18 protein-coding genes and 1 pseudogene are annotated in these 19,447 nt (G+C 39.7%); 13 read left to right on the forward strand and 6 right to left on the reverse strand.

Annotated features, from left to right (window positions below; translation table 11 throughout):
• The 5 genes from ACJMMI_RS08125 to ACJMMI_RS08145 form a co-directional block, all read left to right on the forward strand.
• On the forward strand, positions 1-530 hold a 530-nt coding region (locus ACJMMI_RS08125), incomplete at its 5' end, for a saccharopine dehydrogenase family protein (protein ID WP_405354831.1).
• Positions 531-534: 4 nt separating this feature from the next.
• Entirely contained in the window at positions 535-1,662 is a 1,128-nt protein-coding gene (gene nspC, locus ACJMMI_RS08130) for a carboxynorspermidine decarboxylase (RefSeq protein WP_405354833.1), read from the forward strand.
• The gene (aguA, locus tag ACJMMI_RS08135; RefSeq protein ID WP_405354835.1) at positions 1,663-2,796 is read left to right on the forward strand and encodes an agmatine deiminase; all 1,134 of its coding nucleotides are present in this window, start codon (positions 1,663-1,665) and stop codon (positions 2,794-2,796) included.
• Complete coding sequence (aguB, locus tag ACJMMI_RS08140; protein WP_405354837.1) at positions 2,793-3,671, forward strand: N-carbamoylputrescine amidase; 879 nt, start codon at positions 2,793-2,795, stop codon at positions 3,669-3,671. Before aguA ends, aguB begins: the two co-directional genes overlap by 4 nt.
• Before the next feature lie 24 nt (positions 3,672-3,695).
• Positions 3,696-4,157: an HIT family protein gene (locus tag ACJMMI_RS08145; RefSeq protein WP_405354839.1), complete on the forward strand. Its 462-nt coding sequence runs from the start codon at positions 3,696-3,698 to the stop codon at positions 4,155-4,157.
• Positions 4,158-4,283: 126 nt separating this feature from the next.
• On the opposite strand, the gene ACJMMI_RS08150 is transcribed toward ACJMMI_RS08145, so the two are convergent.
• From ACJMMI_RS08150 to ACJMMI_RS08165, 4 genes and pseudogenes are all read right to left on the reverse strand, one after another.
• On the reverse strand, positions 4,284-5,357 hold the full coding sequence (locus ACJMMI_RS08150) for a PotD/PotF family extracellular solute-binding protein (RefSeq protein WP_405354840.1): 1,074 nt from the start codon (positions 5,355-5,357) through the stop codon (positions 4,284-4,286).
• Positions 5,358-5,381: 24 nt separating this feature from the next.
• Complete coding sequence (locus ACJMMI_RS08155; RefSeq protein WP_405354841.1) at positions 5,382-6,173, reverse strand: ABC transporter permease; 792 nt, start codon at positions 6,171-6,173, stop codon at positions 5,382-5,384.
• The gene (locus tag ACJMMI_RS08160) at positions 6,173-6,964 is read right to left on the reverse strand and encodes an ABC transporter permease (RefSeq protein WP_405354843.1); all 792 of its coding nucleotides are present in this window, start codon (positions 6,962-6,964) and stop codon (positions 6,173-6,175) included. The genes ACJMMI_RS08155 and ACJMMI_RS08160 overlap by 1 nt, the downstream gene beginning before the upstream one ends.
• Positions 6,965-7,335: 371 nt before the next feature.
• Positions 7,336-8,379 (reverse strand): annotated as a pseudogene (locus ACJMMI_RS08165) (ABC transporter ATP-binding protein); the annotation flags it as partial.
• A 434-nt stretch (positions 8,380-8,813) separates the two neighbouring features.
• Between ACJMMI_RS08165 and ACJMMI_RS08170 the strand changes: the two are divergent.
• A complete protein-coding gene (locus tag ACJMMI_RS08170) occupies positions 8,814-11,927 on the forward strand; it encodes an alpha-amylase family glycosyl hydrolase (RefSeq protein ID WP_405354844.1) in 3,114 nt (1,037 codons plus the stop codon).
• A 192-nt stretch (positions 11,928-12,119) separates the two neighbouring features.
• Positions 12,120-12,875, forward strand: coding sequence for a carboxymuconolactone decarboxylase family protein (locus ACJMMI_RS08175; protein WP_405354846.1), 756 nt, complete (start codon positions 12,120-12,122; stop codon positions 12,873-12,875).
• Positions 12,876-13,418: 543 nt separating this feature from the next.
• Here ACJMMI_RS08175 and ACJMMI_RS08180 read toward each other — a convergent pair.
• Both ACJMMI_RS08180 and ACJMMI_RS08185 read right to left on the reverse strand, forming a co-directional pair.
• Positions 13,419-13,868 carry a nucleoside deaminase gene (locus tag ACJMMI_RS08180; protein ID WP_405354848.1) on the reverse strand — a complete coding sequence of 150 codons (450 nt, stop codon included), beginning with the start codon at positions 13,866-13,868 and terminating at the stop codon, positions 13,419-13,421.
• On the reverse strand, positions 13,865-14,980 hold the full coding sequence (locus tag ACJMMI_RS08185) for a CPBP family intramembrane glutamic endopeptidase (RefSeq protein ID WP_405354850.1): 1,116 nt from the start codon (positions 14,978-14,980) through the stop codon (positions 13,865-13,867). The genes ACJMMI_RS08180 and ACJMMI_RS08185 overlap by 4 nt, the downstream gene beginning before the upstream one ends.
• A gap of 252 nt (positions 14,981-15,232) precedes the next feature.
• Between ACJMMI_RS08185 and infC the strand changes: the two genes are divergently transcribed.
• From infC to ACJMMI_RS08215, 6 genes are all read left to right on the forward strand, one after another.
• The gene (infC, locus tag ACJMMI_RS08190; RefSeq protein WP_405354853.1) at positions 15,233-15,775 is read left to right on the forward strand and encodes a translation initiation factor IF-3; all 543 of its coding nucleotides are present in this window, start codon (positions 15,233-15,235) and stop codon (positions 15,773-15,775) included.
• 24 nt (positions 15,776-15,799) lie between these two features.
• Positions 15,800-15,997 (forward strand): 50S ribosomal protein L35, encoded by a 198-nt coding sequence (gene rpmI, locus ACJMMI_RS08195; protein WP_022234890.1) that lies wholly within the window; start codon positions 15,800-15,802, stop codon positions 15,995-15,997.
• Positions 15,998-16,047: 50 nt separating this feature from the next.
• Positions 16,048-16,398 (forward strand): 50S ribosomal protein L20, encoded by a 351-nt coding sequence (gene rplT / locus ACJMMI_RS08200; RefSeq protein ID WP_405354857.1) that lies wholly within the window; start codon positions 16,048-16,050, stop codon positions 16,396-16,398.
• A 60-nt stretch (positions 16,399-16,458) separates the two neighbouring features.
• A complete protein-coding gene (locus ACJMMI_RS08205; protein ID WP_405354859.1) occupies positions 16,459-17,241 on the forward strand; it encodes a TrmH family RNA methyltransferase in 783 nt (260 codons plus the stop codon).
• Positions 17,223-18,545 (forward strand): DNA-processing protein DprA, encoded by a 1,323-nt coding sequence (dprA, locus tag ACJMMI_RS08210; RefSeq protein ID WP_405354861.1) that lies wholly within the window; start codon positions 17,223-17,225, stop codon positions 18,543-18,545. The genes ACJMMI_RS08205 and dprA overlap by 19 nt, the downstream gene beginning before the upstream one ends.
• A 12-nt stretch (positions 18,546-18,557) precedes the next feature.
• A partial coding sequence (locus tag ACJMMI_RS08215) for a DNA topoisomerase (RefSeq protein WP_405354864.1) occupies positions 18,558-19,447 on the forward strand: 890 nt, incomplete at its 3' end.

Raw genomic sequence — 19,447 nt, forward strand, 5'->3', positions numbered from 1 at the left:
ATATGTATCTGCTCCACCATGAGGAGATTGAGTCGCTTGCAAAGAATATTCCAAATGTAAAGCGTATTCGTTTCTTTATGACATTCGGTCAGAGCTACCTTACACATATGAAGTGCCTTGAAAATGTAGGTATGCTTTCAACTGAGCCTGTTATGTATGAGGGCAGAGAGATTGTGCCGATTCAGTTCTTAAAGGAGCTTTTGCCTGACCCGGCTTCTCTTGGCCCACGCACAAAGGGCAAGACAAACATCGGCTGTATTTTCACAGGTGTTAAGGACGGTAAGGAAAAGACAATTTACATTTATAATATGTGCGACCATCAGGAGTGCTACAAAGAGGTTGGTTCACAGGCGGTATCCTACACAACCGGTGTACCGGCAATGATTGGTGCTTCACTTGTACTCAGTGGTCAGTGGAAAAAGCCGGGTGTATATAATGTTGAGGAGTTCGACCCGGACCCATATATGGAGGCACTCAACAAATTCGGCTTGCCTTGGGTAGTTGACGAAAACCCTGCAACAGTAGAGTAAGCTTATGAAATTTTCAGAATTAAAAACACCCTGCTATGTAATAGATGAGCAGAAGTTAATAAAAAACCTTGAAATTCTAAAAAGTGTGCAGAACAGAACAGGCTGTAAAATTTTGCTTGCACAAAAGGCTTTTTCAGCATTTTGCGTGTATCCGCTTATGGCAAAATATTTGTCGGGCACAACCGCAAGCGGACTTTACGAGGCAAAACTCGGATATGAATGTTTTGGTAAGGAAACTCATATTTTTGCACCTGCCTTTAAAGAGGAGGACTTTGACGAGATTTTAAAAATCTGCGGTCACATTGTGTTTAACTCATTTTCTCAGCTTGAAAAGTACAGGAGTAAATGGCAAAATTCAAATGTAAGTGTTGGAATCCGCTTAAATCCTGAGTTTTCTACACAAGAGGGGCACGAAATTTATGACCCGTGTGCATATGGCTCAAGACTTGGAGTTACAAAGGCAAATTTCAGAGAGGATTTGCTTGATGGTGTAGAGGGCTTTCACTTTCACACACTTTGCGAGCAGAATTCCGATGATTTAGTATCTACCTTCAAGGCGGTTGAAGAAAAATTCGGTAAGTATTTTTATAATGCAAAATGGCTGAATTTTGGCGGCGGACATCATATTACAAGGGCAGATTATGATATTGAGGCACTTGTAGAGCTTATAGATTATGTGCAGAAAAAGTATGATGTAGAGGTGTATCTTGAGCCGGGAGAGGCAGCGGCACTGAATGCGGGCTACCTTATCACAGAGGTTATGGATATTGTGCATAACGGACTTGATATTCTCATTCTTGACGCATCTGCTGCCTGCCATATGCCTGATGTACTTGAAATGCCGTACAGACCACCGCTTAAAGACAGCGGAGAGCCAAACAAAAAGGCATTTAACTATCGCCTTTCCTCATGCACATGTCTTGCAGGTGATGTTATTGGTGACTACAGCTTTGACAAGGAAATCAAGGTGGGCGACAGGCTTGTGTTTGAGGATATGGCAATCTATTCAATGGTGAAGAACAACACCTTTAACGGTATGCCGTTGCCGTCTATCGTGATTATGCATGATGAAAATAACTGCGAGCTTGTCAAAGAATTTTCATATAAAGATTTTAAAGAGAGGCTTTCTTAAATGAGCTTTGAGTATATAAAAAAATACCCGACAGACGATAATTTTTTTATGCCGGCTGAATTTTCAAGACACAGTGCAACCGTTATGATATGGCCGCAAAGACCGGGCAGTTGGTGCTATGAAGCAAAATATGCCGAAAAGGTTTTTGCTGAAATCATAGAGAAAATTGCCGAATACGAAAAGGTGTATGTGATTGCAAGTAAGGAAAAATTTGTACACGCTAAGGAAATGCTTGTGAGCGTGAAAAATGCCGAGGTTTTAAAAATTGACTCAGATGATGCATGGGCAAGAGATACCGCACCAACCTTTGTAGTAAACAACAAAGGTAAACTCTGTGGTATTGACTGGCAGTTTAACGCATGGGGCGGAGAGTATGACGGACTTTATGCCAACTGGCAAAACGACGATGCAATTCCGTACAAGCTTTGTAAAAGTCTGGGTATTTCTCTGTATGATGCACACCCGTTTGTACTTGAGGGCGGTTCAATTCATACTGACGGAGAGGGTACGCTGATTACTACCGAGGAATGTCTGCTCAGCAAGGGCAGAAACCCTGAGCTTACTAAATCTGAAATTGAAGAAAAGCTCAGAAAATACCTTGGTGTTGATAAGATTATCTGGTTGCCGAAAGGTATTTATAATGATGAAACCAACGGTCATATAGATAACATTTGTGCTTTTGTTGCACCTACTGAGGTGGTGCTCGCTTGGTGTGATGACAAAACCGACCCGCAGTATGCAATTTCAAAGTCTTGTCTTGAGGTGCTTGAAAATACACTTGACGCAAAGGGCAGAAAAATCAAAGTTCATAAACTCCCTGTCCCTAAAGTACCTGTTACTGTTACAGAAAAAGATTTACAGGGCTACAGCTTTGAGGAGGGCGAGGACACAAGAGAGCTTGGTGAAAGACTTGCCGCATCATATGTGAATTTCTATTTTTGTAATGACGCTGTCATTTTGCCACAGTTTGGCGGGGAAAACACAGAGAGTGACAGGCTTGCGGTAGAAATTCTTGAAAAAGTTTGCAAGGACAGAAAAATTATTCCGATTTATGCAAGAGATATTATTGTTGGCGGCGGCAACATTCATTGTATAACACAGCAAATTCCGTTTGCTAAGGGAGGCAGAGTATGAGAAAGGTCAAAGTGTCGGCAGTTCAGATGAAATGTACACAGAATGTTCAGGAAAACATAAAAAATGCCGAAAGACTTGTGCGACAGGCAAAGAGCGAGGGAGCGAACATCGTGCTTTTGCCGGAGCTTTTTGAAAGACAGTATTTTTGTCAGGAAAGGCGATACGATTATTACAGCTTTGCAAAGCCGGTGTTTGAAAATGACGCTGTGCTTCACTTTGCAAAGGTTGCAAAAGAACTTGAAATTGTTATGCCAATCAGTTTTTATGAGCGTGACGGAAACCGCCTTTTCAACAGCGTAGCTGTAATTGATGCAGACGGCGAAATACTCGGTGTGTACCGTAAAACTCACATTCCCGACGACCATTATTATCAGGAGAAATTTTACTTTATTCCGGGTGATACGGGATTCAAAACTTTTAAAACTAAGTTCGGTACATTCGGCGTAGGCATTTGCTGGGATCAATGGTTCCCCGAAACCGCAAGAGCGCTTGCATTAAACGGCGCCGAATTGATTTTCTATCCGACCGCTATCGGTTCAGAACCTATACTTGAGTGCGACAGTATGCCGCATTGGAGAAGATGTATGCAGGGCCATTCTGCGGCAAATGTAATCCCCGTAATTGCGGCAAACCGCATAGGCAGGGAAGATGTAACCCCTTGTGACGAAAACGGCAATCAGACTTCCTCACTCGTTTTTTACGGCTCATCTTTCATTACAAACGAAACTGGAGAGATTATTAAATCTGCTTCAAGAGATGAAGAAAATGTACTTACAGCAGAGTTTGACCTTGACGAGATTTTTGAAAACAGACTCGGCTGGGGAATATTCCGTGACAGACGACCTGATTGCTATAAAGTAATAACTGAAAAGTGATTTTGATTAATATAGGAGAAAAATATGTGCTTGATATGCGACAGAATTGAAATGATAAAAAGCGGAACTAATCCATATTTTGTTAAAGAATTGGAAACAGGATATGTAGTAATAGGTGATAATCAGCACTTCTATGGCTATACTTTGTTTCTTTATAAAAATCACAATAAAACAGAGTTGTTTCAGTTGGATATGCCGGAACGCAAAAAGTTTTTGGAAGAGATGTCAATTGTTGCAGAGGCTGTATCAAATGCGTTTGAACCCGAAAAAATGAACTACGAACTTCTTGGAATGGGTGACGCTCATATACATTGGCACTTATATCCACGAAGAAAAGGTGATATTGAAAACTATGGAAACAATGGTAAAGGACCTGTTTGGTGGTATCCAATGGATAAAATGTATAGTGATGATAATCGTCTGTCTGATATAGAATTAGATAAAATGAAGGCAAAATTATTGATTGAATTAGAAAAGCTGTTGTAGAGCAAGCCAATCAGCATTATTTTAAAGAAAAATGCTGATTAAACTTCTGATACATAACAAAATCATACAAACATAAAAACAGAGCAGACTGTAATTTCAAGTCTGCTCTGTCTGTTTTGCAATAAATTATTTATCTGCCTGAATTTTAACGAATTTTTCCTGCATATAGCTGTAAACATCATCGGGTACATTTGTGAATACATAGCATTTGTCGAGATACTCATCACTTGGGAAGATAAGCTCGTTATTTTTAACATCCTCGTCAAGATACTCATCATATGCTTTCTGATTAGGTGTGCCATAATAAAGGTATTCGAAGTTTGCGGCAGCGATTTCAGGTGACTGCATAAAGTTGATGAATTTCTCTGCGTTCTCTTTATTTTTGCTGCAAGTCGGAATACACATTGCATCGTAGAAAAGGTTTGAACCGCTTTCAGGAATAGCGTAGTCAAGATCCTCGTTATTTTCCATCATCATTACAATGTCGCCGCCGTAGTATGGAGCAATAGCTGCTTGACTGTTTTCCATTTCAGTAAAGACCTGATCCATTACATACTTTTTAAGCAAAGGCTTTTGCTCGGAAAGCTTTGCCGCCGCTTTATCAATATCTTCCTTAGTGCAGTCAGCAGGGTTAATACCACAAAGCTGCATTGCAATAGCCATAGCATCTCTGCTGTTGTTAAACATAAGAATGTCACCGCTGAGCGACTCGTCCCAGAGTGCTTCCCATGAGGTTGGCTTTGTTGCAACCTTTGTTTTGTCATAAACCATTGCGGTAATGCCCCATGTGTAGCAAACTGTGTATTTACCCTCAGGGTCGCAGGAAAGATTTTTGAAACGCTCCATAAGATTATTCTTATTAGGAATATTGTTGTAGTCAAGCTCCTGCAGCATATTTTCGCTTATCAGCTTGCTGATCATATAATCAGACGGAATAATTACATCGTAGCTTACATTGCTGTTTTTTAGCATATTGTAAAGCTCTTCGTTGGTTTCATAGGTGGTGTAATTTACCTTGATGTTGTACTCTTTTTCAAACTCATCAATTACATCAAGAACTCCGTCCTCACCGTTTGCAATATATTCGCCCCAGTTATATACATTTACTTCGCCGTCGTAGCTTTTGCCACAGCCTGCCATAGCTGAGCAGGCAGCAGCACCGATAAGTAGAGCAAGGGCAACGCAGCCGAATTTTTTCATTTTTCAATCTCCCTTATTTAAGTTTTATTTCACCTTTTCTTCGTGCTTTTCACGAATATTTATAAGTATCATTACAATAAGAACAGCCAAAAATAAAAGTGCAGAAAGTGCATTGATTTTCGGTGAAATCCTTCTGTGTGTCATTGAGTATATCTCAATAGAAAGGTTCTGGAACTTTGCACCTCTTGTAAAATATGTGATGATAAAATCATCAAGCGAGTAGGTAAAGCTCATTAAAAGTCCGGAGAAAATGCCCGGCATAAGCTCATGAATAACTACCTTATAAAAAGCCTGCCATTGGTTACAGCCAAGGTCAAGAGCAGCGTCATAGATACTCTGATCCATTTTGCGGATTCGTGGCATAACATTAAGCACTACAAACGGCACACAAAAGCAGATGTGTGCAATGAGTACAGTAACAAAGCCCATTTCAAAGTTAAAAAGTACGCCAAGAAATGTAAATAAAAGCATAAGCGATACGCCCATTACAATGTCAGGACTTATGATAGGAATATTGGAAATGCTTTGAATAACAAGTCTTTTTTTGCCTTTGAAATTGCTGATGCCAATAGCTGCGGCAGTTCCGAGAACAGTTGCAAAAATCGAGGCAAGCACCGCAATTATAAGTGAATTGCCGAGTGCATTTATAATGTTGTCATCTTTGAAAAGTTCTTCATACCATTTTAAAGAAAAGCCTTTCCAAACAGTAGTTTTTCCCTCGTTGAATGAAAATATAATAAGTACAAAAATCGGTAGATATAAAAACAGCATTACAAGCGTTGTATATATTTTAGAGGCAATATGTTTGTTTTTCATTATGCAATCGCCTCCTCATCACCGAAGAAATTCATAAGTACAAGGAACACAAGTATAAATACCATAAGTATCAGTGAAATTGCTGAGCCGGTACTCTGGTCTGTCCAGAAAACCTTGTCTATAATGTCACCAATCATAATGTCATTTGTACCGCCAAGATACTGAGCTACAAGGAATGTACTTGCGGACGGTACAAACACAAGCGTGATACCGGAGATTACACCCGGCACACTCAGCGGAAGCACAACCTTGCTGAATACCTTAAAGCCGTTTGAGCCTAAGTCCTGTGCAGCCTCAATAAGCCCTTTGTCAATCTTACTCATTACCGTGTAAATCGGAAGTATCATAAACGGCAGGTATTCGTAAACCATACCAAGCACAACCGCACCTGAATTACCGAGATAAGTGCCGTGTATTCCAAAGAACGAAAGAATAGTGTCAAGTGGGCCGTTTGATTGCAGAATAGTAACCCAAGCATATATTCTCAAAAGGAAGTTCATCCACATAGGAATCATCAAAAGCATATTTACAAGATTCTGCGTTGACGGTTTCATTTTGGTAAGCATATATGCAAGCGGATAGGCAATTACAAGGCAGATTACCGTAGAGATAAGTGCAATCCAAAGCGACCTTAAAAATACCTCACTGTAGAAAAAAGCATTTGAGAATGCATCTAATGAAAAATTACCGTTTTTATCTGTAAAAGCTGTAAAGCCGACCATTACCATTGGAATCATTGTGAATACAGCCATCCAGATTATGTACGGAATAGAGGGTTTGCGTGATTTCATTCTTAACCCTCCTCACCGAGCACTTCAAACTCTGCTTTGTCAAAGTCAAATGACAGCGGTACATAGGTAGCCACCTGCTCGTCTGTGTCGCTTAACATAAGCCACTTTCTTGTGTCTGATTCAAGAATGATTTCGTTATGCTCACCCTTGTAAATTACCGACTCAATATATAAATCGGTAAGGTCGCCGTTGCCGTCACCCGCAAGAGAAAGTGCATCAGGCGGAAGTGTGATTTTCAGCTTTGTGCCCTCAGCAAAATAATGATTTTTAACCTCAATAGTTTCGTCCTCAAATTCAAAGCTGAATGTATTTTCTTCTTCATTTGCAGAGGAAACCGTAATTTCAATTTCATTGTTGTAGAACGGCAAAAGCTTGTTCATAATCTGAATGTTAAACGGAATTACTCTCATACCAATCTGACTGCCAATCTCAGCGGCGGTAGTTGAATGAATAAGTATTTCGCACTTGCCGCACATTACGCTCATTTCATAATGTACGCCCTTGAATGTTGATTTTTCTACTGTGCCGACAAGCTGACCGTTTTCAGGACTTGTAATTTCTATATCCTCCGGTCTGATAACTACATCGACAGGCGTATTTTCGCCAAAGCCTTTATCAACACATTCAAGCTGTTTGCCGAGAATTTCTACTCGACAGTCACCAAGCATTGTGCCGTTCAAAATATTTGCCTCACCGATAAAATCTGCTACAAAGGCATTGAGCGGCTCGTTGTAAATATCCTCAGGAGAGCCTACCTGCTCAACAACGCCGTTGTTCATTACAATAACGGTATCACTCATTGTGAGTGCTTCTTCCTGATCATGAGTAACATATATAAATGTTTTCTGCGAATTCTGCTGAATTTCCTTTAGCCCAAGCTGCATACTTTTTCTGAGCTTTAAATCAAGAGCACCGAGAGGCTCGTCAAGCAAGATTACCTCAGGGTCGCAAACCAAGGCTCTGGCAATGGCAACTCGCTGCTGCTGACCGCCCGATAGCTTTGTTACGGCACGCTTTTCATAGCCTTTAAGGTCAACTACCGCAAGCATTTTTGAAACTCTTTCTTTAATCTCGTTTTTAGGTACTTTTTTAAGCTTTAAGCCAAAAGCAACATTATCAAAAACATTGAGATGCGGGAAAAGTGAATACTTCTGAAATACAGTATTAACATTTCTTTTGTTAGGCGGTGTGCCGTTGATTCTTTTGCCGTCAAACATAACATCGCCGCTTTCAGGCTCAACAAAACCGCCGATAATTCTGAGGGTTGTGGTTTTTCCGCAGCCACTCGGCCCGAGAATAGTAATAAATTCCTTGTCTTTAAAGTTAAGATTTATATGATTTAAAATTACCTCTCCGTCAAATCGGACGAATATATCCCTTAAAGAAATAATGGTATTTTTTTCTGACTGCTCCATTCACGCACCCCTGTTCATATTAATTTTATACGCTTTTATTGCATAACTAAGGAGCGGAGAGTGATGATTGGTAAATCGTAAACCAAGCGAACACCGTCCGCCCCCACAATTGTTGCAATATTGTAAAGACAAAAGCATACTATAAAATTATATTCTTTTTTATGTAAAAAGTCAATTAATATATTATTGTTTTATTCGTTTTAGGCTGAGGTTTTAATTTAGTATCCGAATTTCACATTGTTTTTTCTTTTGCAAAAGTAGAAAAACATATGGTTTATTACAATTTCTTATTTATTCATAGCAAATAAAGCGTATAGTTGTTATTATAACTAAAAATCAATAAACTAATTTGTAGAAATAAAACATATATTTTTGTGGAGTATTTTGGTATAATTAAATGGAAATCAAATACTTGGAAAGGACGGATTTCGTTTATGAGTAAACTAAAAAAGCTGACAAGCGTTGTGCTTGCGGCAACTATCGTTTCTTCTGCTTCTGCAATGATCCTCCCTGCGTCGGCAGCCGAAACCGATAATGCGGTATCTGCCGCAAATAATTTACAAGGTAATGTTCAGGACGGCGTAATTTTACACGCTTTCAACTGGTCATACAAAACAATTAAAGAAAACCTCCCTGCTATTGCAGCGGCAGGCTATTCAACCGTACAGACCTCTCCGGTACAGCAGCCAAAGGATTACTCAGCATCAAGAGATGTTACTGGTCAGTGGTGGAAGCTTTACCAGCCTGTAAGCCTTTCGGTAGCTCAGAACTCTTGGCTTGGTACAAAGGACGATCTTAAAGACCTTTGTGCAGAGGCTGAAAAGTACGGTGTAAAGATTATCTGCGACATTGTTTCTAACCATATGGGCAGCGAAAGCGATGATAATCCTAATATTGTAAGTTCACAGGTCAAGACATATGACCCTGATATTTATGACAATGCAAGCACATTTTTCCGCAACAACCTTATTGTTGTATCAGACAGCAGTGTTAAGAATGTAGTTCAGGGTCACCTCAATTCTTGCCCTGACCTCAACACAAACAGTACAGTAGTACAGGATAAGGTTATTTCACTTCTTAAAGAGTGCATTGACTATGGTGTTGATGGCTTCCGTTTTGATGCTGCAAAGCACATTGAAACTCCTGATGACGGCGAGTACGCTTCTGATTACTGGAAGAATATCACAGAGTCAGCAGGCTCTTACTACAAGGCAAAGACAGGCGATGACCTTTACATCTACGGTGAGATTCTTAACAACTGCGGTTCAGGCAGAAGCTACAGCTCATATACAAAATATATTAATGTAACAGACAACAGAACAGGTGACTCAGTTCTTGCAAATGTTGTAAACGGCAAGGCTTCGGCTGCCGCAAGCTCAAGCTACAAGTCAGGCGTTTCAGGCTCTGATGTAGTATTGTGGGCAGAGTCACACGATACATACGAGGGCGATTCAGGTTCAGGCGGACTCAGCAATTCTTCAAAGGTATCTGACGAAAATATCACAAAGGCTTGGGCAATTGTAGCCGCAAGAAAAGACGCTACTTCTCTTTACTTTGCTCGTCCGGGTGCATCATTAATGGGTGAGGCTGCCGGTGACACAACCTACAAGAGTACAGCAGTTTCTGAAATCAACAAGTTCCATAACCTCTTTGTAGGTCAGAGCGAAAAGCTCGGTGCTGTTGATAATGTTGCTTATGTTGCAAGAGGTACAAGCGGTATTGTTCTTGCTAACTGCGGCGGCAACGAAAAATCAGTAAGCATTTCAGGTACAGGTCTTGCAGACGGTACATATACAGATACAGTTTCGGGTGCTAAGTTTACAGTAGCAAACGGTGTGCTTACAGGCAGCATCGGTTCGACCGGCGTGGCTGTTGTTTACAACGGTACAACAACTCCAAGAAATACCTGCTCAGTAGAGAGTGGCGATTTCAAGGGCGATACACTTACAATCAACCTTGGACTTGACAATGCAACATCAGGTACATATTGTATTGATAATTCTACTCCTGTAACCTACACAGGCAACATTGCAATCAGAGTTGGTTCTGACTACGCTTATGGCGATACAATCAACCTTACTCTTACTGCAACTGACGGCAAAAACACAACAACTACTACATACAAGTATAACAAACAGCAGGCAGCTTCATCAGGCGTATATGTTTTCTTTGCTTCCGAAAAGAGAGAAACAAGCTCAAGCTGGAAAGCACCTTATAATGTTTACATCTATGATGAGGAATCTTCAAAGGCAGAAACTTACAAGGCTTCTAACTGGCCCGGTACAAAGATGAACTACGATACTGCATCAGGCTACTACTATGTAGAAGTTCCTACAACATGTATTGCAACTGACGCAGACGGCAACGAGTATGAGTCAACCTTTGACCTTGCACATTCAGCAAACACAAGAGTTATCTTCAGCGACAGCTCAAATGTAAACTCTGCTCCTCGTCAGTATCCATCTTCAAAGGGACTTAAATTAAACGGTACTTCTAAGATTTTTGGACTTACAAAAACTACTTCTTGGGAGGAAACAACACTTACTCCTACTATCGAGTCACAGCCTGCAACAGAGGTTGTAAGAGATGGCAAAACATATAAGTATGGCGACATCAACACAGACGGAAAGTTCGATGTACAGGATGTAACACAGCTTCAGCTTATCATTTCAGAAGATGTTAAGCCTTCTGATATAGTAAAGATAATCAGCGACCTCAACGGCGACGGTTCTATCGATGTAAGAGATGTTACAATGCTCCAGATGTACATTTCCGGCGAAACTGAGGGTGTTGGCAATGCCGGCAAGGTATATACACCTGTTCAGCCTACACAGCCAACTAACCCTACAAAACCTACTGAGGAAACTAAACCTTCAACAGAGCCAACCACAGCTCCTGCACCTAAGACTTACACACTTTATTTAAAGACACAGCTCCCTTGGATGACATCAATGGGTACAAATCTCTATGCTTTTGATAATGATACAAAGAAGTCATATCAGCTTGAACAGGATACAGATGATTATCCGAATGTATTCAAGGCAGATGTTGACAGCACAGTTACTAATGTAACCTTCTACAGAGCAACTGATATGGTTGACGAAATGAGCAAACCGTCAAGTGCAGGTCCGGTATATAACGCATGGACAGCAAAGGTTGACAGCACAAACAACTGCTACACCCTTGAGAGCGTTGATGAAACTACAGGTGCAGCAACAGCAACAGTTGGACCATATGTTAAGGAAGAAGCTCCTGAATGGACACTTGATGTAGTTTATTTTGACAACTCAAAAACAAAATGGAAAGAAGTATATGTTTACGGTTGGGGCAATGGCCTTTATAACGAAGCATATAAAATGACTCAGATTGAGGGTACAGACATTTGGATGTTTGAACTTCCTGAGCCGATTTATCCTGGTACAGAGTGTTTCCTCTTTAAGAATACTGCAACAACTTGGAATAAGCAAACTAAGAATGTTAAGGCCGTAGAGGGCAACAATCTTTATGATGGCAAAACTCAAAAGTGGGTTGGCACATACGGCGAATAATTAATCAGTTTAATATTTGCTGAAAGATAAAAATAATTTTGCAGGCATACAATTTCGTGTGCCTGCAATTTTTATAAAATTTTTTAATTTACCTCTTGACTTAAAGTCAACTTTAAGTATTATAATACAATCAGGAAGTGATAATTATATATCACACTAAAATTTATTTAATATTAACTTGGAGGTATAATTATGGCTGTAAAACAAACTGCCGGCAGAGATGCACTCGGTGAATTTGCTCCAAAATTCGCTGAGCTTAACGATGATGTTCTTTTTGGTGAGGTATGGTCAAGAGAAGATAAACTTTCACTTCGTGACCGCTCACTTGTTACCGTAACTGCACTTATGGCTCAGGGACTTACCGATTCATCATTTAAGTATCACCTAATGTCAGCTAAAAAGAACGGCATTACAAAAACTGAAATCGCAGAAATTTTAACACACGCTGCTTTTTATGCAGGTTGGCCAAAGGCATGGGCTGCTTTCAGAATGGCAACTGAGGTGTGGGCAGATGATGACGATAATCTCAGCGAAAAAGAAAAATATCAGCAGTCAATTCTCTTTTCAATAGGTAACCCTAATGACGCATTTGCTAAATACTTTATCGGTCAAAGCTATCTTGCACCGCTTTCTACAACTCAGGTTGGCATTCACAATGTAACATTTGAGCCGAAGTGCCGTAATAACTGGCATATTCACAATGCTGATAACGGCGGCGGACAGATTCTTGTTTGCGTTGGCGGCAGAGGCTATTATCAGGAATGGGGTAAAGAGGCTATAGAGTTAAATCCGGGCGATGTTGTAAATATTCCGACAGGCGTTAAGCATTGGCATGGTGCAGCACCGGACAGCTGGTTCTCACATCTTGCAGTAGAAGTTCCGGGTACAAACACCTCAAACGAATGGCTTGAGCCTGTAAGTGATGAAGATTACTCAAAATTAAAATAATTTATTGCATAAAGAAAACCAATAAGCAAAACAAATGCTTATTGGTTTTTTGTTTATCGTTTCTGTTAAAATGTTGGGGTAAGACTGATAAATTACGGCTTGTAACGGTCGGGAAATTTCTGCTTGACTTATTGCAGACTTTATACTCGGAAATAAAAATTTGGTCAACCTTTTTCAAAGGTTGTGGGTGTGGGCAAAGCCCACAATACTTTAGCTAACGCAAAGCTTTGATAGCCAAACAGCTTGCTGTTTGATGGCTTTAGCACAATGGCGAAAGCTTTATAATGCGACAGCAACACAAAAAGCCATTATTCTTTATTAATGAATTATTTCTTTTAAATGGCTGTCGCCTGTTTTGTCAAACTTTGCTTTAGCACACAAACAGCGACGCTGTTTGTGCCTGAAAAATTGCAATAGACACAGCTTTTCTTGGGCGTTGCCCAAACCCACGAGCCTTTAAAAAGGCTCGACCTAAATTTTATGTTAATTATCCAAAGCTTTCTGCTAAACCATAATTTACCACAACTATTGAAAAAAGCCTGTTTATCTTAATCTCTTAAAAAAGTTTTTCAATAGCTCGGCACATTCTTCCTGCATAATACCGCCCTTGCAATTCGGTTTGAAATTATACGGCATCTCAAAAAGATTTGTTATTGTGCCGCAAGAGCCATTCTTAAAATCATATGCACCAAAATACACATTCGGAATGTGTGCATTTATAATTGCACCGGCACACATAGGACAAGGCTCAAGTGTAACATATAATTCGCAGTTCCACAACCGCCATCCGCCAAGTGCCTTGCAGGCATTATTTATTGCATCGGTTTCAGCATGCAGAAGTGCATTTTTTTCTTTTTCTCTCCTGTTTCTGCCTGTAGCAACAATTTCATCATTGAGTACTATCACAGCACCAACAGGTACTTCATCATCATCAAAAGCTTCTTTTGCAAGCTCAAGAGCCTTTTCCATATATTTAATGTTAAACTCACTCATAGTATAAATAATGTACCAATAGTTTCTATAATAAATATTGACACAACCACAATTACACCTGCACTTGTAAAGAAGGATGAAATCTTTTCTTTGAGCGGTAATGAAACTATATTTGAAGTGTCGCTTATGCTGAGAAAGTTTTTATCCTTTTTCATTATATATAGGAAAGCAAGCACACCGAGTACGAGCATAGCAACGAAAAGACTATAATATATAATGTAAAAGGTATGGTTGGTAACAACGCTCTGACTTTGCATTATATCCATAATTACAGAGTAGAAATTGTTGACAAAGTGAATGATGATAGACGGAATAATTGAATTTGCTTTGCAGTCAATGTATCCGAAAATAAGTCCAAGAATGAAAGCGAAAGGAATTTGAATTATATTGCCGTGCATTGCACCAAACATAATTGCAGATGTTATAATAGCAAATGAATTTCCGTATTTTCTGAGTGTTCCCATTAAAATGCCTCGGAAAGCAAATTCTTCGGCAAAGGCCGGGGTAACGGCAGTAGATATAACATACAAAATATTTGTGAATACAGAAGATGATGAGCTATCCATATTAAGGTTGTACTCAAAGCCAAGGGAAGAGAAATTTTGAGTAACAAGGTCAGCCGCAATATTGGCTACCATTGCCAAACCCATTCCCATTGCAGTCATAGCAATCAGCATAGTAGGCTTTACGGATTTTACCTGAATACAATCGCTTATGTGAGTTTTTGACGATTTCAGATAAATCAGAGCCGGTACTACGGCTGATACGACAGCGGCAAGTATTGACATATAATGATAAAACGGTCCGCTCATCATTGAGCTAGTAAAGCTTTCAACATCAAAGCTATTAATATCACCACTTAACATCAATGATATTTCTGCAAAAATAACAAGTCCCGCTACAATGCAGTTCATTGACAGAAAATACGCAAGTACATAAAATCCGAGTCCGCTTGACTTTTTCCTTAAAAGTCTTGTTTCGTATTGCTTTTTCAGCTTTTGCGGATCAACCGGTTTTGGCGGCTGATAAGGCGGTCTGTACTGTGGATTAAATTGTTGTGGCTGCGGCGGATATTGCTGCTGATTATAATATTGATAATTTTGGTATTGCATTTTAATCACTCCAATGGTATAATTTTATCATAGTAAAGAGTATTATTCAAGAAATATTTTCTTAAATATGTAAAAATATTAAAAAATCCCTTGACTTTTAAGGCAAGCGGTAATATAATAATTAGGTACAATAAAGCAAAGCAGAAATGCTTTCACCTGTGGGGTGTCGTCTGCACGGGTCAATACCTTAAACCATATAGTTTATTAGTATTGCAATGCGGACGGAGTATTTCTGTCCGCATTATTTTTTGAATGGTACTTTGGAGGTGCTTAACCATCAGCAAGAAAGATATTCAGATTAACGAGGAAATCCGTGACAAAGAGCTTAGAGTAATCAGCTCAGACGGACAGCAGCTCGGTATTATGTCATCAAAGGAAGCTCTTGCACTTGCAGAGCAGAAAAATCTTGACCTTGTTAAGATTGCTCCACAGAGCGTTCCGCCTGTATGTAAAATTATGGACTATGGCAAATACCGTTTTGAGCAGGCTAAAAGGGAAAAGGAAGCAAGAAAAAATCAGCATGTTGTTGATATTAAGGAAGTCAGACTTTCTTTAAATATTGATACTCACGACTTCAACACCAAGCTTAACAACGCTATCAAGTTTATTAAGCATGGCGATAAGGTTAAGGTGTCTATCCGCTTTAGAGGAAGAGAAATGGGACATCCTGAAATCGGTCTTGAAACAATGAAACGCTTTGCTGACGCTTGTGCAGAGTTTGCCTCAGTAGAAAAGCCTGCAAAGCTTGAAGGTCGCAATATGCTTATGTTTCTTGCACCAAAGTCCAATAAGTAATCACAGCTAAGGAGGATATTTATTATGCCTAAAATTAAAACTCACAGTGGTGCTAAAAAGCGTTTTAAACTTTCTAAGAACGGTAATGTAATCCGTGCACACGCAAACAAGAGCCACATTCTCAACAAGAAAACAACAAAGCGTAAGAGAGGTTTACGCCAGACTGCTGTTACAGATAAGACAAATGTAGCTCAGATCAAGCGTTTGATTCCTTATAAATAATTAACCGCTTGTACTGCTTTTTATTTAATAATAATCGGAGGTAATATATAATGGCACGTGTAAAAGGTGCGATGATGACTCGCAAAAGAAGAAAAAAGGTATTAAAGCTTGCCAAGGGCTACTGGGGTTCTAAATCAAGACATTTCAAAATGGCTAAACAGGCTGTTATGAAGTCCGGCAACTACGCATATATCGGCCGTAAGCAGAGAAAGAGAGATTTCCGTCGTCTTTGGATTACTCGTATTTCTGCAGCTTGCAAGGCTAACGGCACAAACTATTCAACATTTATGAATGGTCTTAAAAAGGCCGGCATTACATTGAACCGTAAGATGCTTTCAGAGATTGCTATTGTTGATCCTAAGGCTTTTACAGCTCTTGTTGAGCAGGCTAAAAACGCTTAATTTAAACTGTAATTGCGTTTGGGTAACACCAAACGCAATTAGCATTTTAGGAGAAAAAAGATGTTATTTGTTACAAGTAAAGATAACAGTAATATTAAAAAAGCTATAAAGCTTAAATCAAGTGCAAAAGAACGCCGCAAAAGCGGTCTTTTTTTGGCTGAGGGACTGCGTATTTGTATGGATGCCGTAAGAAGCGGTGCTGAAATTCAGACATTGTATGTTACAGAAAAAGCATATCAAAAACATAGTGAAGATTTTGCTGTGCTTGAGGCTGCCGCACAAAATACTGTGTGCGTAAGTGAAAATATTTTTGCTTTAATGAGTGACACCCAGTCACCACAGGGCTTTCTTGCTGTTATAAAAACACTTGACAAAACCAACGAGTTTGATACAATAAAATGTGATGGTAAATATTTGGCACTTGATAATGTGCAAGATCCAAGCAATCTTGGCACTGTTTTACGCTCCGCCGAGGCTTTTAATGTAAGCGGAGTGATTTTGTCAAGCGATTGTTGTGATATTTACAATCCAAAGGTTGTAAGAGGCAGTATGGGTGCGGTTTTCAGAATACCTTTTATAACTTATAATTCTATTGAAGAATTTATTAAAGATAATCCAAAGGCGTATTACTATGCCGCTGTGGTAAACAGCGATGCAGAAAGCCTTACGGATGTAAAATTTCAAACTCCTTGCGTAGTTGTAGTTGGCAACGAAGGCAATGGAATAAAAGCAGAAACAGAAAAAGCCTGTGCAAACAAAATAACCATACATATGGAGGGCAAGGCTGAATCTCTCAACGCATCTGTGGCTGCTGCAATACTGATGTGGGAAATGATGAAATGATTTCTGAAAATGCTCGTTATTGGATATGGATTTCAAAAGCTCTTGGCTATAATAATATAAAAGTAAAGAGAATTTGCGAACTTTATAATAATATATCCGAGTTCGTTGATGGCGGTGAAAAAGAGTGGAAGCACTGCGGTATTTTCACGCCAAACGAAATGAAAAAGCTTGCGAATACAAAACTTGCAGTTGCAGATGAAATAATCAAGCGTTGCAATGAGTTAAATTACTCGATAATTTCTATAGATGACGAGCAGTATCCCGACAGATTAAAAAATATTGATACGCCGCCTGCTGTGCTTTATGTAAATGGCTGTCTGCCCGATTTTGACGAGCGTTTAAGCATTGCCATAGTTGGCACAAGGCGTGCTACAAGATACGGTACGGATAATTCCTATAAGTTCGCATATGCTCTTGCAAAGTACAGTGTTGTAGTCGTGAGCGGCGGTGCATTAGGTGTTGACTGTGCATCTCACAGAGGGGCATTGTCTGCAAATGGTATAACCGTATGCGTGCTTGGCTGTGGTATTAACTATAAATATCTTTCTGAAAATGAGGGTATGAGAAATGCCATTGCTCAAAGCGGTGCAGTGATTTCCGAATATGCACCGGACGAACCGCCGCTAAGGTATAATTTCCCTGCACGCAACAGAATAATTTCTGCACTTTCAGATGGTCTTGTGGTTATGGAAGCTGGAGAAAAAAGCGGTTCACTTATTACCGCAAGAACTGCCATAGATCAGGGTAAAGAGGTTTTTGCTCTGCTTGGCAACAACAGTCCGCAGAATGAGGGTTCAAACTCTCTTATCAAAAACGGACTTGCACATCCGGTTACAGATTTTATGGATGTGCTTAATGAATTTAATAATAACAGAGGTTTGTATGTTGAGGACGAAAAGCTTGATTTTGACAGTATCAGCTTTTCTGACCTTGAGGCTGTACCTGTTAAGGGTAAAAAGCTTGTAGCAAATAAAGTTAAACCTAATGTAAACAAAGTTACTTCAAAGCCTGATAAGGCAAAAACTGTCAAAACAAAACCTGCACAAAAGCAAGAAAATAAGTCTGCCCAAAAGTATGAAGAGCAGGCTCAGCCTGTGCAGAAAAATATTTTAGATTTGAAAGCGTCCGGCTTGTCTGATGTAGCCGTAAAGGTATATGGTGCAATCAGCAACGAGCCTGTTCATATAGATAATTTAGTTACCAAACTTGGCTTACCTGTATTTAAAGTGCTTACAGCCCTTACTCAGCTTGAAATGAAAGGGTATGTAACTGCTATACAGGGCAGAAGATATGTATTGAAATAACGGAGGCAGTAAATGTCAGATTTAGTAATTGTTGAGTCCCCGGCTAAAGCTAAAACAATCAAAAAGTACCTCGGCGGTAATTACGAAGTAATTGCGTCTATGGGACATGTCAGAGATTTACCTAAGTCACGACTCAGCGTTGATATAAAGAAAAAATTCGCACCAAAATATGAAATTATAAAGGGTAAAGAAAAGCTTGTTGACGAGCTGAAAGAGCTTGCAGAAAAAAGCGATAAAATTTACCTCGCAACCGACCCTGATAGAGAGGGAGAGGCAATTTCTTGGCACTTAGCTTACATTTTAGGCTTGCCGCTTGATGACAACAATCGTGTGGAATTTAACGAAATCACAAAGAACGGCGTTACAAACGGTATGGCACATCCCCGTTCTATAAATATCGACCTTGTAAATGCTCAGCAGGCAAGGCGTATTCTTGACCGACTTGTAGGCTATAAGCTTAGTCCTTTTATTTCTCAGAAAATCAGAAGAGGACTTTCCGCAGGTCGAGTTCAGTCTGTTGCAGTAAGAATTATTGTTGACAGAGAAGAAGAAATCAGAAAATTCAAGCCTGAGGAATATTGGACTATTGACGCAAAGTTTATCCCAAAGGGCAGCAGAAAGTCATTCTCCGCAACATTGTATTCTGATGCAAACGGAAAAGTAAAAATTGAAAATCAGGAACAAGCAAATAAGATTGAACAGGATCTTGCAGATGCCGAGTATATGATTACAAAGGTAAAGCACGGCACAAGAAGAAAAACCCCGGCACCGCCGTTTATTACATCAACTCTCCAACAGGAGGCTTCACGAAAGCTTGGCTTCCAGTCAAGAAGAACTATGAAGGTTGCTCAGGAGCTTTACGAGGGTGTAGATATTGAGGGTATGGGTGCAACAGGTCTTAT

This window comes from Ruminococcus sp., from assembly GCF_045129435.1.
GTDB lineage: Bacteria > Bacillota > Clostridia > Oscillospirales > Acutalibacteraceae > Ruminococcoides.